The 14,831-nt window shown below is 68.7% G+C and carries 15 protein-coding genes; 7 read left to right on the top strand and 8 right to left on the bottom strand.

The features are described from left to right. Window positions 1-159 precede the first annotated feature (159 nt). Together JAO81_RS26920 and JAO81_RS26915 are read right to left on the bottom strand one after the other, a co-directional pair. Entirely contained in the window at window positions 160-1,206 is a 1,047-nt protein-coding gene (locus JAO81_RS26920) for a vWA domain-containing protein (protein ID WP_199550524.1), read from the bottom strand. A 197-nt stretch (window positions 1,207-1,403) separates the two neighbouring features. Further along, the gene (locus JAO81_RS26915) at window positions 1,404-1,904 is read right to left on the bottom strand and encodes a lamin tail domain-containing protein (protein ID WP_374194356.1); all 501 of its coding nucleotides are present in this window, start codon (window positions 1,902-1,904) and stop codon (window positions 1,404-1,406) included. Between the two features lie 282 nt (window positions 1,905-2,186). Here JAO81_RS26915 and JAO81_RS26910 point away from each other — a divergent pair, with 282 nt between their 5' ends. The 3 genes from JAO81_RS26910 (at window position 2,187) to JAO81_RS26900 (ending at window position 5,315) form a co-directional block, all read left to right on the top strand. Next, entirely contained in the window at window positions 2,187-3,491 is a 1,305-nt protein-coding gene (locus JAO81_RS26910) for a sugar ABC transporter substrate-binding protein (RefSeq protein ID WP_199550523.1), read from the top strand. Window positions 3,492-3,636: 145 nt separating this feature from the next. Then, complete coding sequence (locus JAO81_RS26905; protein ID WP_307813735.1) at window positions 3,637-4,485, top strand: sugar ABC transporter permease; 849 nt, start codon at window positions 3,637-3,639, stop codon at window positions 4,483-4,485. Continuing rightward, a complete protein-coding gene (locus JAO81_RS26900; RefSeq protein ID WP_199550522.1) occupies window positions 4,482-5,315 on the top strand; it encodes a carbohydrate ABC transporter permease in 834 nt (277 codons plus the stop codon). The genes JAO81_RS26905 and JAO81_RS26900 overlap by 4 nt, the downstream gene beginning before the upstream one ends. 74 nt (window positions 5,316-5,389) lie before the next feature. Here the strand turns inward: JAO81_RS26900 and JAO81_RS26895 are convergent, their stop codons facing one another. Beyond that, window positions 5,390-6,274 carry a chitosanase gene (locus JAO81_RS26895; protein ID WP_199550521.1) on the bottom strand — a complete coding sequence of 295 codons (885 nt, stop codon included), beginning with the start codon at window positions 6,272-6,274 and terminating at the stop codon, window positions 5,390-5,392. Between the two features lie 37 nt (window positions 6,275-6,311). Beyond that, on the bottom strand, window positions 6,312-7,037 hold the full coding sequence (locus JAO81_RS26890; protein WP_199550520.1) for an SDR family NAD(P)-dependent oxidoreductase: 726 nt from the start codon (window positions 7,035-7,037) through the stop codon (window positions 6,312-6,314). A 162-nt stretch (window positions 7,038-7,199) separates the two neighbouring features. Between JAO81_RS26890 and JAO81_RS26885 the strand changes: the two genes are divergently transcribed. Then, window positions 7,200-8,858, top strand: coding sequence for a cytochrome bc complex cytochrome b subunit (locus JAO81_RS26885; protein WP_199550519.1), 1,659 nt, complete (start codon window positions 7,200-7,202; stop codon window positions 8,856-8,858). Between the two features lie 23 nt (window positions 8,859-8,881). On the opposite strand, the gene JAO81_RS26880 is transcribed toward JAO81_RS26885, so the two are convergent. Further along, a complete protein-coding gene (locus JAO81_RS26880; RefSeq protein ID WP_199550518.1) occupies window positions 8,882-9,316 on the bottom strand; it encodes an ANTAR domain-containing protein in 435 nt (144 codons plus the stop codon). Between the two features lie 133 nt (window positions 9,317-9,449). Between JAO81_RS26880 and JAO81_RS26875 the strand changes: the two genes are divergently transcribed. Beyond that, the gene (locus JAO81_RS26875; RefSeq protein WP_199550517.1) at window positions 9,450-10,391 is read left to right on the top strand and encodes an AraC family transcriptional regulator; all 942 of its coding nucleotides are present in this window, start codon (window positions 9,450-9,452) and stop codon (window positions 10,389-10,391) included. A gap of 124 nt (window positions 10,392-10,515) precedes the next feature. After that, on the top strand, window positions 10,516-11,115 hold the full coding sequence (locus tag JAO81_RS26870; protein ID WP_199550516.1) for a hypothetical protein: 600 nt from the start codon (window positions 10,516-10,518) through the stop codon (window positions 11,113-11,115). A gap of 25 nt (window positions 11,116-11,140) precedes the next feature. Here JAO81_RS26870 and proP read toward each other — a convergent pair whose 3' ends face one another. From proP to JAO81_RS26855, 3 genes are all read right to left on the bottom strand, one after another. Continuing rightward, complete coding sequence (proP, locus tag JAO81_RS26865) at window positions 11,141-12,640, bottom strand: glycine betaine/L-proline transporter ProP (RefSeq protein ID WP_199550515.1); 1,500 nt, start codon at window positions 12,638-12,640, stop codon at window positions 11,141-11,143. Between the two features lie 109 nt (window positions 12,641-12,749). Beyond that, entirely contained in the window at window positions 12,750-13,559 is an 810-nt protein-coding gene (locus tag JAO81_RS26860; protein WP_199550514.1) for a uracil-DNA glycosylase, read from the bottom strand. A gap of 133 nt (window positions 13,560-13,692) precedes the next feature. Continuing rightward, on the bottom strand, window positions 13,693-14,604 hold the full coding sequence (locus tag JAO81_RS26855) for an aldo/keto reductase (protein ID WP_199550513.1): 912 nt from the start codon (window positions 14,602-14,604) through the stop codon (window positions 13,693-13,695). A gap of 69 nt (window positions 14,605-14,673) precedes the next feature. Between JAO81_RS26855 and JAO81_RS26850 the strand changes: the two genes are divergently transcribed. Next, a partial coding sequence (locus JAO81_RS26850) for a MerR family DNA-binding transcriptional regulator (protein WP_199550512.1) occupies window positions 14,674-14,831 on the top strand: 158 nt, incomplete at its 3' end.

Raw genomic sequence — 14,831 nt, 5'->3', positions numbered from 1 at the left:
CGTGAAGGAGACGGCTTCGCAGAGGCATGCGCCCGATCAACGCAACCGCGCGCGGACCGTCGCAACGCAAGGCTCGTCACAGGGTGCGCGACGCAAGCCTCGTCACAGGAGGCATGCCGAGGGCCCGGACCGGGGCGGTCCGGGCCCGGTGAGGTGGGGTCAGCTCTGGGTCATCAGAAGCAAGCGCGTCTGCGGGACCAGCTTCCGGTTCACGCTGGTGCTCTGGATGAAGATGGTGAACTCGTCGTTGTGGTCCGGCTTGATGCGGACCTCCGCGTTCGGCAGGCCGAGGAGGGTGCGGGCCTGGGGGCCCGTGTAGATTTTGTCGGTCTTCTTCTCCAGGACCGCTATCTGCTTGCGGGCCTGGACCTTCTCGGACTTCCCCAGCTCATAGAAGGCGGCCCCCGTGCGGTAGGTGTGGCCGTTGTCGACGACCCACGCGCGGATCGTCTCCTCGCGGTCCACCGCGAGGAGTTGGTAGCCGGACGGGTCCACCGAGGTGAGGCCTGCCGCCTTGATCGTGTCCTTGTTGACCGCGTCCGCGCCCGTGGAGAACACGGCGCGGGAGCCGCGGATGCCCTTGGTGCGGCCCACCATGAACTTCTCGGTGGCCTCCTGGATGACCTGGCCGGCCTCCTCGAGGCCCTGGGTGCTGGTGGCGTCCCAGATCGCGATGTTGTCCTTCGGGAAGCCGCACTGCATGGCCTCGCGCTTGCCCATCTGGTCGGGGACGAGGACGGCCAGCGTCCAGTTGTCCTCCTGGGTCCGCGCCAAGTCGGCGACCGCCTGCACCAGTTGCTGCTGTGTCTTGCCCTGGCTGTCCGAGCAGCGGTGGCTCGTGTTCTCCTGGCCATCGGTGAGGACGAACGTCAGGAAGCTGTGGTCCCCGTAGAGCTGGGCCGTCTGGGCCAGTTCGCGCTGCGACTTCAGGGTGGCGGCAAGCAGCGCCGTCGAGCCGCTCGCCCGGTACAGCTGCTTCAGGGACGGCATCCGCAGCACGTCCTTGTCGTAGATGACGCACTCGACCTGGTTCGAGAAGACGTACACCGTCACGCGCGTCTCCTGGTCCAACTCCTGCGAGCGGCGCGCCAGATATGCGATCTGCTGGTCGGCGACCTCGACGACCTTGCGGCTCAGGTGGGACATGGATGAGCTGGCGTCGAGCACCAGTGCGACGTGGTTGATGTAGTTCTGCGCTCCGGACATGGATGATCCCCCTCGTCCCGGGAGCCCCTGCAGCTCCCGTTCGATGTCTCCATCTTCCCAGCCGGCACTGACAATTGATCTTGGTCGGAGGGGGCGGCGCCAGGGCCGATGCCCAGGTCGAGGGGGTTGGGGTTGCTGCTCAGCCGTGGAACTTCACGTACCCGTTCCTCACCCGTGGAACTTCACGTACCCGTTCCTCACCCGTGGAACTTCACGTACCCGTTCCCGTCCGGGTCGCTGCCGGACTTCGTGTACTTGTGGGAGTCCGCCCCGGTGCCGGACGGCTTGGAGAAGGAGATCGTGTCGCCCGGGTTGTTCCAGATGAAGTTGCAGTTGTTGCGGTAGACCACGTTGTTCGCGTCGGAGTCGGTGCCGTTGCCGCCGCGCAGCTTGATGTGGTCACCGGGCTGGAGGGTGTGGCTCTTCGTGAACGTGAAGCGGTTGCCCGTCGCGTCCTTCACGAAGTAGCCCTTCAGGTTCACGGTCGTGCTGCGCGAGTAGTTCTTGATCGTCAGATACTCGTCCTTCGTGTTGCCGCCCGAGCAGCGGTTGCTGTCCGTGCCCGGGGCGTCGTATTGCACGCCGTAGAGCTTGAGTGCGGAGGAGTACTCGGCCGCCTGCGACGGGGCGGCGAGCATGGTCAGGCCGCCCGTGACGAGCGCGGCGGTGACGGCGGCTATGGCGGTGCGAGAGCGCAAGAAGACTCCTCGGGGCGTCCCGTGCAAGGGAGTTGATGATGAAGGGACACAAGTCACCCACGAAATCTCCACATTCGGCGGGCGTTGGCTGAAAGTGGCCGATTGTGGGCGTCGGACAGCCAGGTGTGTTGCGTCAACTGCAATGGCCTGCGCGCATGTTGCAGTGTTTGCAATGGTCATTACGGTTCGGCCGCGTATCGGGAATGGCCTAGACCGCTCATGAACCCCTGTGCTGAGAATCACCTCACGCAAGTGGACCGCCATCCATGAAGGGGGCTCGTCATGAAGCGACGTGTCATCGCGGCAGCAATCGCCTTGACGCTCGGACTGACCGCCACGGCCTGCGGCGATGACTCGGGCGACAGCGGAGGCAAGGACGGTGCGACCGACGGGAAGGGCAAGACCCTGACCGTATGGATCATGGAGGGGACCAACCCCGACGCGCGCCCGTTCTTCAAGGAGGCCGCGGCCGCGTTCGAGAAGAAGACCGGCGCCAAGATCAAGGTCGAGTACCAGCAGTGGGCGACCGCGAACCGCAAGTTCACCACCGCGATCGCGGGCGGTGCGGACCAGGTGCCCGATGTCGCCGAGGTCGGCACCACCTGGGTGCCGCAGTTCGCCGAGACCAAAGCGCTCGTGGACGTGACCGACGAGGTCGAGGAGTCCGGTCTGACCGACGATCTCGTCGAGGGGCTCAAGGACGCCGGCACGCTCGACGGCAAGCAGTACGGCATGCCCTGGTACGCCGGGGTCCGCTCGATCCTGTATCGCAAGGACATCTTCGAGAAGCACGACATCAAGCCCCCGACCACCTGGAAGGAGCTCCAGGAGGCGGCGAAGACGCTGAAGGCGAAGGAGCCGAAGCTCCTGTCCTTCCCGGTCGCCGGCGGCGCCGAGATGTTCGCGGCCCCCTTCATCTGGGGCGCGGGCGGTGAACTCGCCAAGCAGGAGGGCGACTCCTGGAAGTCGGCGATCAACTCGCCCGAGGCGATCAAGGGCATCGAGTTCTATACGGACCTCGCGACCAAGGACAAGGTCTCCCCGGCCAAGGTCAACACCTGGACGGAGAAGGAGGTCGGCGACGCCTGGAAGAAGGGCGAGATCGCCATGTCCGTCTCCGGCAACTGGACCCCGAAGGCCTTCGTCGACGAGAACCCCGAGCTCGAGGGCAAGCTCGGCGCCGTGCCGATCCCGGGCCCCGACGGCGGCATGAGCCGCTCCTTCCTCGGCGGTTCCTATCTGTCCACGTTCGACACGGACAAGAAGGAGCTCGCCTGGGAGTTCGTGAAGATGCTCACCACCGGTGAGTTCGCCGCCAAGTGGGCCCAGCAGACCAACTACTTCCCCGGCCAGAACTCCGAGCTCGAGAAGGTCGCCGCGAAGAAGGACCCGCTCGTCGAGCCCTTCGCGCAGCAGATGCTGGAGGCCGGTGCCACGGTGCCGAAGACCGAGTCGTACGGGAAGATCCAGGCCGCTCAGGTCGTCCCCGGCATGATCCAGTCGATCATCACGGGCAAGGCCTCCGTCAAGGAGGCCGCGGACAAGGCGGCCCAGCAGATGGACGACATCTTCGCCAAGGACAAGTAGGGCGCCGCAAACGGGGGCGAGCGGGGGGGGGGGCGCGGGACAGCCCCCCTCGCCCCCCCGCCGCACTTCAGAGAAGGCGCCGACGGCCCGCCGCCGGCGCCTGGTCCGCCTCACCCGCCCCTGGCTGCTGCTCACTCCCGCGCTCGTGGTCCTCGCCGGACTCCTGCTGTACCCGATCTTCCAGGTGGGCAAGATCTCCCTGCAGGACTGGGAGGTCACGTTCGGCGGCGGAGTGGGGGAGTTCACCGGGTTCGACCACTACAGCGAACTGCTCTCCAGCGAGCTGCTGTGGAAGACGGTCATGCCCAACACCGTCTTCTTCGCCGTCGCCTGCGTCGGCCTCACCGTGGTGCTCGGCACCCTGGTCGCGCTGCTGCTCAACCGGCTCGGCAGCACCTGGCGCGCCATCTGCTCGGTGTCGATCCTGGCCGCCTGGGCGATGCCGGCGGTCACCGGTACGTATGTCTGGATCTGGCTCTTCCAGCCGGAGGACGGCATGTTCAGCCAGCTCGCCGGCGCCCTCGGTCTGATCGATCCGGCGACCACGAACTGGTTCACCGAGCGGCTGCCGTTCTACGCCATCGCGACGCTCAACGTGGTGCACCACGGCTTCCCGTTCGTGGCGATCACCGTCTTCGCCGGACTGCTCACGATTCCACGGGAGTTGTACGAGGCGGGCATGATCGACGGGGCCAACGCCTGGCAGCGGTTCTGGAAGATCACCGTGCCGACCATCCGTCCCGTGTTCCTGGTCGTCACCATCCTGTCGACCATCTGGGACTTCAAGGTCTTCACCCAGGTCTTCCTGATGCCGGGCGGCAGCGGCTCCAACGAGGAGGTCTACAACCTCGGCGTCTACTCGTACAACCAGGCCTTCGGCCAGGACGACTACGGGGCCGGGTCCGCGGCGGCGGTGCTGCTCACGCTGCTGCTCCTGCTGATCACCATCGTCTACATCCGCACGCTGTTCCGGCAGGGGGAGGAGGACCTGTGAGCACCCGCCGTACGTCCCGTGCCGCGCGGATCGGCCTGCCGGCCGCCGTGTTCGCGCTCCTGGTCTTCACGCTGTTCCCCGTGTACTGGATGGTGTCGACCTCGTTCGACCCGAAGGCGGTCACCCGGGGCTCGGACGTGCTGCCCAGCGGCTTCGGCTTCGAGCACTTCGAGCTGGTCTTCGAGCGGGGCAACTTCGGTACGTTCCTGCTGAATTCGGCCCTCGTCGGGCTCGGTACGATCCTCGCGGCCGCGGTGCTCTCGCTGTTCGCGGCGATCGCGGTGGCCCGCTTCAAGTTCCGCTTCCGCACCTCGGTGCTGATCATGGTCCTGATCGTGCAGATGGTGCCGCTCGAAGCGCTCGTCATCCCGCTGTTCCTGCAGATGCGGGACTACGAGCTGCTCAACTCGCTGCTCGGCCTGACCATCGTCTACATCGCGCTCTCGCTGCCGTTCGCCATCTGGACGCTGCGCGGGTTCGTCCAGGCGGTGCCCAAGGAGGTCGAGGAGGCGGCGTACATCGACGGGGCGTCCTGGTTCCGGATGTTCCGTTCGGTGCTGCTGCCGCTCGTGGCGCCCGGGCTCGTGGCCACCTCGATCTTCGCCTTCATCACGGCGTGGAACGAGTTCGTGTTCGCGTACACCTTCATGAAGGACAGCGAGAAGTACACGGCGGCCGTGGGCATCTATCAGTTCTTCGGCGAGAACTCGACGGCCTGGGGCCCGGTCATGGCCAGCTCCACGCTGGTCACGCTGCCCGTGATGATCTTCTTCGTCCTGGTGCACAAGCGGCTGGGATCGGGCCTGGCGGCCGGCGCCGTCAAGGGCTGAACCCACCGCTGCGAGGTCCCGCCCGAACGCGGGCGGGGCCTCGTTCTCTTCATGCGATACGGGTCCGTGCACCCTCACTTCACGCGGTACGGGTCCCCGTACACCTTCCACTCCAGCGGAGTGTCCAGGCGGAGGTTGCCCGCCTCGAGGAACACGCGCTGGGCGGTGTCGATCCGGGAAGTGTCGCGGTGGGCCTTCTTGGTCCCCATCACCTCGCGCCGCACGTCGAGAAAGGCCTTGAGGTACGCCTTCTCGTCGCCGCCCTCGGCCTTGGTCCTCGCCCGCCGCATGGCCTCCTCCCGGATTCCGTAGAAGGCGTTCGCGTCGGTGCCCGGGCCGTGCTGCACCATCGCGTCGTAGTAGACGAACTGGCCGAGCGTGCTCAGGCCGTCCATCTTGGCCTGCCGTACGGCGGGGTCGAAGTAGTCCTCGTCGCGCAGCCGGTCCTGCGCCTCACGGAACTCGGCCCGCCCCGCCTCCTTCGCCCAGGCCTTGGGGAAGCCGTCCAGGCCCTCGTGCGAATCGGAGCCGTCGACCGCGCGCAGGGCGGGCAGATAGGCCGCGAGCCCGTTGTCCGGGTGGTCCTCCGTGTAGCTCTCCACGAGCTTGAGCATGTCGTGCGTGCCGGAGCAGAAGCCGATGATGCCCGCGGTGTAGCCGTTGCCGTCGCCGATGTCCTCGATGTAGCCGTAGTTCGCACGCCAGTCGAGCGTGGAGTTCTCGGCGCTCGACACGAGCTGCTGGGCCAGTTCCTTCTTGTCCTTCGCCGCGAGCCCGGGCGGCATCTTCGCCAGGCGCTCCTGGAGCTCCTTCGCGGTCTCCCGCGCCAGGCCGTCCGAACCCTGGGAGGCCGGGGGCCTGTCGTCCGGGCCGCCCGCGTCGGGGTCGGGACCGAGCAGATAGACGACGAGGGTCGCCACCGGGGCTACGGCGAGAAAGAGGCAACCAGCACGCTTCATGCGCACAGGGTAGAGCTGGCATCAAGTCGTCAAGTCGTCAGGCCGTCTGCCCGCCGTCGACCGTGAACTCCGTGCCCGTGATGTACGACGAGGCCTCCGAGGCCAGGAAGACCACCAGTTCGCCGACCTCCCGCGGCTGCCCCACCCGCCCGAGCGGCACATGGGACCAGTCGCGGCCCGCCGTGGCCTCGGCGATCATCGGGGTGTCGATGGCGCCGGGGTGCACCGAGTTCACACGGATGCGGTACGGGGCGAGGTCGAGCGCCGCGGAGCGGGTCAGCCCGCGCAGCCCGAACTTCGTGGAGCCGTAGGCGGCGTGGCGGGGGAGACCCTTCAGGCCCGCCGTGGAGGAGATGTTCACGACCGAGCCGCCGCCCGCCTCCTTCATCGCGGGCACGACAGCCTGGATGCCGAGGAACGGCCCGAGCAGATTGACCCGCAGGAGCGCCTCGAAGTTGTCGTACGTCTCCTCCTCGACGGACGCGGTACGCCACAGCGCCGCGTTGTTGACCAGTGCGTCGAGCCGTCCGAAGCGGTCGAGCGAGGTGCGCACCGCCGCGGCCCAGCTGTCCGGATCGGTCACGTCGAGCCGTACGAACAGGCCTTGTTCGCCGAGGCACTTGGCGATCTGGTGGCCCTCCTCCTCCAGCACATCCGTCACCACCACGCGCGCCCCCGCCTCGGCGCACAGCCGCGCCTCCTCGGCGCCCTGGCCGCGCGCCGCACCGGTGATGAGGACCGTCCTGCCGTCGAGCGAGATCATGTGCGCCTCCCGGGCCTCCCGCGTATATGACTGTTCGTCATATTCGTGGTGCGGCGCCGGAACATCAACAGGTGTGCCGCAACTGCCGTTAAGGGGGGCGCCTGTTGGCACCGGGTAGGGGTGTGCCTAACCTGGAGTACGCCTGAAGGGGAGAGGCCGGGGATGAGCAGCCAGGAGCGGATACGCAGTAATGGCCGGCCGGCGGAGCCGGCGAAGGGCGAGCGCATCGCCGACTGGGCCGACGGCCGGCTCGGTGTCTACGCGCTCGCCAAGTCGCAGATGCGCAAGGTGTTTCCGGACCACCCGAGCTTCATGCTGGGTGAGATCTGTCTGTACAGCTTCATCATTTTGATCCTGACCGGCACCTGGCTGACGCTGTTCTTCGAGCCGAGCAGCGTCGAGGTCGTCTACGAGGGGTCGTACGAGCCGCTCAAGGGCGTCCTGATGACCAGGGCGTTCGAGTCCACCGTAGAGATCAGCATGGATGTGCGCGGCGGACTGCTCATCCGGCAGATCCACCACTGGGCGGCGCTGGTCTTCGTCGCCGCGATGCTCGTGCACATGATGCGGGTGTTCTTCACCGGGGCGTTCCGCAAGCCGCGCGAGATCAACTGGCTGTTCGGCTGGACCCTGTTGATGCTCGGCCTGATCACCGGTCTGACCGGCTACTCGCTGCCGGACGACCTGCTCTCCGGCACCGGGCTCCGGTTCGCCCAGGGCGCGATCCTCTCGATCCCGATCGTCGGCACGTATCTCGCGATGTTCCTGTTCGGCGGCGAGTTCCCCGGCACGGACATCATCGCGCGCCTCTACCCGATCCACATCCTGCTGCTGCCGGGCATCATGCTGGGCCTGGTGGTGGCCCATCTGATCCTGGTCTTCTACCACAAGCACACCCAGTTCGCGGGTCCCGGCCGCTCCGAGAAGAAGGTGGTCGGGGCGCCGTTCTTCCCGATCTACGTGGCGAAGGCCGGCGGGTTCTTCTTCCTGGTCTTCGGTGTGCTGGCCTTCATGGGCGCGGTCGCGACGATCAACCCGGTGTGGCTCTTCGGGCCGTACCGCGCGGACCTGGTCACCACGGGCGCTCAACCCGACTGGTATCTGGGCTTCTCCGAGGGCCTGATCCGGGTGATGCCGGGATGGGAGATCAACGCCTTCGGCCATACGCTCGTGCTCGGCGTGTTCATCCCGTTCATGCTCTTCCCGGTGTACATGACGCTGATCGCGGTCTACCCCTTCATCGAGGCCTGGGTCACCGGCGACAAGCGCGAGCACCATGTCGCCGACCGGCCGCGCAACGTCCCGACGCGTACGGCGCTGGGAGTCGCCTGGCTCGCGGGATACGGGGTGCTCCTGATCGGCGGCGGCAACGACATCGTGGCCCTCAAGCTGAATCTGTCGATCAACGCGATCACCTGGTTCGTACGGATCGGCTTCTTCGTCGTCCCGGTCCTGGCGTTCTGGATCACGCGCCGGATCTGTCTCGGACTGCAGCACCGCGACCGGGACAAGGTGCTGCACGGCCGCGAGAGCGGCACCATCAAGCGGCTGCCGCACGGCGAGTTCGTGGAGATCCACGAACCGCTCACCGAGGGGCAGGGGCCCAGGCTGACGGCACATGAGCAGCGGCGGGCGCCCGACCCCGCCCCGGCGCCCGACACCAACGGGGTGCGGCGGCCCGTGCCGCGGGGCGAGCGGATGCGCGTACGTCTGTCGAAGGCGATGTACGGGCCGGGCACCCAGGTGGAGAAGCCGACCGCGGAGGAGTACCGCGAGGTCACCAGCGGGCACGGTCACGGGGGTGACGGGGGCGGGCACTGAGGGTGGCCGCCCACCCATCGTCCCTATGACGCGGGAACGGTGGACGTCCCGTCGGCCGGGCCGTCCGTGATGATCCGCACGTCCGCACCGTCCGCACCGTCCGCACCGTCCGTCCCGATCGGCACGTCCGCACCGTCCTCCGCCATGCGTGCGCGGTGGCGCCTCATCCGGCGGGCGTGCTCGATCGCGTGCGGCAGAGCCAGCCGCACCGGCCGCGTCAGATGCCGGGTGGACGGCCAGCGCACCAAGTCGTCCGCCACGACGCGCAGCTTGATGTTGGTGTGCTGCGAGATGTACTTGAGGACCTCGAGGCCGTCCTCGGCAGGCAGCCCGCCGATGGTGATGACCACGCCGACGGCGTGATCGATGAGCGCCCGCGACCTCAGGGCCCGCCGCAGGTGTGCCGCTTCGGACTCCAGGTCGGCGATCCGGCCCTCGTCCTCACCTCGTTCGATCATGCACAGAGCTTTCGTGCAGGTGGGGGGCCGGGGACAGCCGGCAGGCGAAGCCCTCCACCGGGGCTGTCCGGAAAACGAAAGCACCTGGCATGAGCGAGGCATGAGGACGTTCGGGTGTGGCATCTTCACATCTGTGGAGACGCTGACCTTCGAGAGCGACGACGTGGCGAGGACCGAGGACTTCCTCTGCCGCGCGTACGCCAGGATGAGCATCGGCGGCGGTACGGCGGGCTCCCACCGCGCCAGAATCTCCCGTACGGGCATCGACGCGGTGAGCGTCGACGAGATCGATCTCGCCTGCGAGTTGAGCTACTCGGCGACACCGCTCGGCAGGATATGTGTGTGCGTCGTGCACGAGGGCACGATCCAGGACCACTCCTTCGCCGGTGTCGACGACGAGGCGTTCGGCCCCGGGGACGCCGTGCTGCTCGCCCCGCCCGAACTGCCGTACGCCGGGCGGATCCAGGAGGCCCGCTACACCATCGCCATGCTCGACCCCGAACTGCTGGCCCAGCTCACGGGCGGGCCGGTGCAGTTGACGGGGCACAGGCCCGGTGCGGCGGCCGCCTCCCGGCAGCTCGCCCGGTCCATCGCCTATCTGCGCGACCACGTCCTCGCCGACGCGGCCGTCGCCGACGAGCCCCTGGTGGCCTCGACGGCGGCGCAGCACCTCGCCGCGAGTGTGCTGTACGCGTTCCCGCACACCGCACGCGGTGAGGGTGCGGCGCGCGATCGCGTCGACGCGCACACGGCCACGCTGCGCCGTGCCCTCGCCCACATCGACGACCACGCCGACCAGCCGGTCACCGTCGCGGAGATCGCCGCGGCCGCCCATGTCACCCCGCGCGCACTGCAGTACGCGTTCCGCCGCCATCTGGACACCACGCCGCTGGCCCACCTGCGCCGGGTACGGCTGGCCCACGCCCATCGCGAGCTGGCGGCCGCGGGGCCCGGTGACGGGGTCACGGTCACCGAGGTCGCCGCGCGCTGGGGCTTCTACCATCCGGGCCGGTTCGCGTCCCACTACCGCGACACCTACGGGCAGGCGCCGCACCGGACGCTGGGCGAGCCCTGACCGGAACGCGGGCCTCCGTTCACTGATCCCGCGGCAACGGGGGACCCGGCTCCCCGGTACCCGTTGTATCCAGCCGAGTCCGCCGCGGCTTCGGCCGCTCTCATCACTGACTGGAGACCCGTCGATGGATGCTCAGACCTTGCAGCAGCACAACCGGCTGCTCATACGCCAGCGCGTACGGTTCATGGTCAACCAGTACGAGGTGCACACCCAGGACCCCGACGGCTCGGAGGGTGACCTGGTGGCGTTCGCGCAGCAGAAGCGGATGGCCTTCAAGGAGAAGGTGACGCTGTACACGGACGCGTCCAAGGAGCAGGTGTTCGCCGAGTTCCGGGCGCGCAACATCGTGGATGTGGGCGCCACTTACGACGTCACGGACCCGGGCGGCGGCACACTCGGCTCGTTCCGCAAGCTCTTCAAGCGCTCTCTGCTGCGCTCCACCTGGCAGCTGGAGCAGCCGGGCGCGGCCGAGGCCAAGGGCGAGGAGAGCAACGCGGCGCTCGCCGTGGTCCGCCGCGTGTGGGAGTTCATCCCGTTCCTCAACTCGGTGCCGTTCGCCTGGCCGTACCACTTCACCTTCACCTCGGACGGCGCGCCGTCCTTCTCGGTGACGAAGAAGTTCGCGCTGCGCGACAAGTACCTGGTGGACATCGCCGATCCGGGCCTTGACCGGCGGCTGGTCATCGCGCAGGCGGTCGCCCTGGACGCCCTGCAGTCCCGCTGAGGGCGCCCCCACAGGCGCCGTGCGCTCAGATACGGCCTGCCGGCGCCTGCGCCTCGGCGATCTCCGCCGCTTCCTGGGGCGTCTCCACCGAGGGCGGCGATCCCTCAAGGGGCTGCTGCGCCGTCTCCTTCATGCACGCGACGGCCACCAGGCCGACGAGCGCCGCGCCCATCGCGTAGTACGCCGGGAGCATGTCGGTCCCGGTCACCTGGATGAGTGCGGTGACGACCAGGGGGGTGGTGCCGCCGAACAGGGAGGCCGACAGGTTGTAGCCGACGGCGAGGCCGCCGTAGCGCACCTGCGTGGGGAACAGCGCGGGCAGCGCCGCGGACATCGTGCCGAGCAGGCACACAAGCGAGAAGCCGAGCATCAGCATGCCGGCCGAGACCGCGGTCAGGCTGCCCTGCTGCACGAGGGCGAAGGCCGGGATCGAGAGCACGAAGAAGCCGAGCATGCCCGCCGTGAGCAGGGGCTTGCGGCCGAAGCGGTCCGAGAGCCGGCCGACCTGGTTGATCACCAGCATCAGCACGATCATGGTGCCCACCAGGAGCAGCAGTCCATGGCTCTCGCTGTAGTGCATCTCGTCGGAGAGATAGGTCGGCATGTACGACAGCAGCATGTAGTTCACGATGTTGTACGCGCCGACCAGGCTGATGCACAGCACGAGGGTGCCCCCGTACTGCTTGAAGATCTTCTTCAGATCGCCCTTCGCGGAGGTCTCCACCGCCGAGGCGGCATCGGAGGCCTTGTACGTGGCGGAGTCCTCCAGCTTCTGGAAGGCCGGGGTCTCGTCGAGCCGCAGCCGCAGATACAGGCCCACCAGGCCGAGCGGTCCGGCGACCAGGAACGGCACGCGCCAGCCCCACGCCTCCATGCCCTCGCTGCCCAGCGCGGCGGTCAGCGCGGTGACCAGGCTCGCGGCCCCGACGTAACCGGCCAGCGTGCCCAGCTCCAGGAAGCTGCCGAAGAAGCCGCGGCGCTTGTCCGGCGCGTACTCCGCGATGAAGGTCGAGGCGCCTCCGTACTCGCCGCCCGTGGAGAAGCCCTGCAGGAGACGGAAGAGGATGAGCAGGACGGGCGCCCAGAAGCCGATGCTGTCGTACGAGGGGATGAGGCCGATCGCGAAGGTGCCGACCGCCATCATGATCATGGTGAGGGCGAGGACCTTCTTGCGGCCGACCTTGTCGCCCATGGGCCCGAACACCATGCCGCCCAGCGGTCGCACCAGGAAGGCGACGGCGAAGGTCGCGAACGACGAGAGCAGCTGAGCGGTGTCGTTGCCCGAGGGGAAGAAGACGTGGCCGAGGGTGACGGCGAGATAGCTGTAGATGCCGAAGTCGAACCACTCCATGGCATTGCCGAGGGAAGCGGCCTTCACAGCACGTTTGACCGCCGCCTGGTCCGTGACCGTGATGTCGGTGCGGCGCAGGCGGGGGTTGCGGCGACGCTCGAGCGCACGGAACAGAAGGCGGTGCCGTCTGCGGGCCTGCGGATCGGCCTCGGTCTCGTGGCCGTCGGAGGACATGGAGTGACCTTTCGCTGAGGGGGCACCCGCTGAGCGGGCCGACGGAGCCCGCTTACCCGAAGATCCCGGCAAGATGCACCGTGCAACCGCTTTAGGTGTGTTTTGTGCCTCAGCCTTGCCTGTCCGGCGATGGTCCGGCAGGACTGGCCGGCCCGGCCAACCCGGCCAGTCCGGCCGCGTGGCCCAGGACGTCGACGAGCATCGGCAAGGTCACGCGCTTGGTCGAGGTGTTGCGCTGACTGGGGTGGTAGCAGCCGAGGACGGTCAGCTCGCGCCCGTCGACCGGGTCGTACGCGGTGAACCGGACGCCGTGTCCGAAGGCCGGACGCGGCCGTGGCAGGCGCCACCCCGCCGCGGCGAGCACCGGGAGCAGGGCCTGCCAGCCGAAGCCGCCGAGGACGACCACGGTGCGCAGGGTGGGGCGAAGGATTTCCAGCTCACGGGCCAGCCAGGGCCGACATGTGTCGCGCTCCTGGGGCGTGGGGCGGTTGTCCGGGGGTGCGCAGTGCACGGGCGACGACAGACGCACCCCGTACAGACGCAGTCCGTCGTCAGCGGCGACCGAGGTGGGCCCCGAGGCGAGGCCCACCTCGTGCAGGGCGGCCATCAGGAAGTCGCCCGAGGGGTCGCCGGTGAACATCCGGCCGGTCCGGTTGCCGCCGTGCGCGGCCGGCGCGAGCCCGACGACGGCGAGGCGCGCGTCCGGCGGACCGAAGCCGGGGACGGGACGGCCCCAGTACCGCTCGTCCTTGAAGGCGGCCCGGCGGGTGCGGGCGACCTGCTCGCGCCACTCCACGAGCCGGGGGCACGCGCGGCACCGGGTGACCGCGAGGTCGAGCTCTTGCACGGTGTGGCAGGCGGCGGCCCGGTGGTCGGGGAAGGCGGGACTGCCGGGCGAGGACGTGTCCTGGTCGTCCATCTTCCGTGGGTCTCCCTTCCCGCTTTCCGCTTTCCGCTTTCCGCTTTCCGTCGACGTCACCGCAGGACCGTATGCCCCTCGGGCGTGCGGTCATGTGCGCGGCACGCGGACGGGCCGGGCAGCCCGGGGGCGGTCACCTCTGGGTTGCCGCCCCGATCCGCGCGAACTGCTCGTCGTCGAGGGCGACTTCGAGCGCCCCGGTGTTCTCGGCCAGATGGGCCGCGGACGTCGTGCCCGGGATGGGCAGCACGGTCGGGGAGCGGTGGAGCAGCCAGGCGAGCGCGGTCTGTGCGGCGGTGGCGCCCAGCTCGCGGGCGATCGTGTCGAGCGGGCCGCCGGGGGCGGCGTGCGCACCCATCGCGACCGGGAAGAACGGGATGAAGGCGATGCCCTGCCCGGCGGTGTACGTGACCACGTCCTCGTGGTCGCGCGTGGCCAGGTTGTAGAGGTTCTGGACGCTCGCGACCGACGCGGTCTCCTGAGCCTCGCGTATCTGCTCGACGGTGACCTCGGACAGGCCGATGTGCCGCACCTTGCCCTCCTCCTGCAGCTGCTTGAGCGCGCCGAGCTGTTCGGCCACCGGGTAGGCGGGGTCGAGGCGGTGCAGCTGCAGCAGATCGATGCGGTCCGTGCGCAGCCGGCGCAGACTCAACTCGGTCTGCTGGCGCAGATACGCGGGGTGCCCGAGCGGCACCCATTCGGTGGGGGAGGGGCGGACGACGCCGACCTTCGTGGCGATCACCAGGTCGTCGCGGTACGGGTGCAGGGCTTCGGCGATCAGCTCCTCGCCCGCTCCCAGGGCGTAGGCGTCCGCGGTGTCAATCAGCTGGACGCCCTGCTCGACGGCGGTACGGAGCAGGGCGATCGCCGCGTCGCGGTCGGCGGGCGCGGTCCAGATGCGGGCCTCGGGTCCCGTGGGGTCGCCGGGGGCGTCCGCAAGGCGCATCGCTCCGTATCCGATGCGCCGCACCGGGAGGTCTCCGCCGATCCGGACGGTTGTAGGGTTCTCGGCCGTGAGCCGCGTGCTGTGCGTGGTGTTCGTCATGGCAGGGACGCTATGAGCTCACACCGATGTGAGGTTCAAGTGTCTGTGAGGGGGGTCACAGTGGACGGGATGAAGATCGGGCAGCTGTCCGCCGAGACGGGCGTCTCCGTACGGCTGTTGCGCTACTACGAGGAGCAGGGGCTCCTCGCGTCCGCCCGTACACCCGGCGGCCATCGGGGGTACGGGGCGGGGGCGCCCCCGACCGGGCCGGGGGTCCCGCGCCTTTT

The organism is Streptomyces sp. N35 (assembly GCF_016464295.1).
GTDB lineage: Bacteria > Actinomycetota > Actinomycetes > Streptomycetales > Streptomycetaceae > Streptomyces.
Note: the sequence above shows the minus strand (reverse complement) of the source record. Positions and strands in the feature narration are given on the sequence as shown.

Bases quoted from the DNA above. Each gene is read 5' to 3' on its own strand.
- JAO81_RS26920 (WP_199550524.1), bottom strand. From the start codon at position 1,206: ATGTCCGGAGCGCAGAACTACATCAACCACGTCGCACTGGTGCTCGAC.
- JAO81_RS26910 (WP_199550523.1), top strand. From the start codon at position 2,187: ATGAAGCGACGTGTCATCGCGGCAGCAATCGCCTTGACGCTCGGACTG.
- JAO81_RS26895 (WP_199550521.1), bottom strand. From the start codon at position 6,274: ATGAAGCGTGCTGGTTGCCTCTTTCTCGCCGTAGCCCCGGTGGCGACC.
- JAO81_RS26890 (WP_199550520.1), bottom strand. From the start codon at position 7,037: ATGATCTCGCTCGACGGCAGGACGGTCCTCATCACCGGTGCGGCGCGC.
- JAO81_RS26885 (WP_199550519.1), top strand. From the start codon at position 7,200: ATGAGCAGCCAGGAGCGGATACGCAGTAATGGCCGGCCGGCGGAGCCG.
- JAO81_RS26880 (WP_199550518.1), bottom strand. From the start codon at position 9,316: ATGATCGAACGAGGTGAGGACGAGGGCCGGATCGCCGACCTGGAGTCC.
- JAO81_RS26870 (WP_199550516.1), top strand. From the start codon at position 10,516: ATGGATGCTCAGACCTTGCAGCAGCACAACCGGCTGCTCATACGCCAG.
- proP (WP_199550515.1), bottom strand. From the start codon at position 12,640: ATGTCCTCCGACGGCCACGAGACCGAGGCCGATCCGCAGGCCCGCAGA.
- JAO81_RS26860 (WP_199550514.1), bottom strand. From the start codon at position 13,559: ATGGACGACCAGGACACGTCCTCGCCCGGCAGTCCCGCCTTCCCCGAC.
- JAO81_RS26855 (WP_199550513.1), bottom strand. From the start codon at position 14,604: ATGACGAACACCACGCACAGCACGCGGCTCACGGCCGAGAACCCTACA.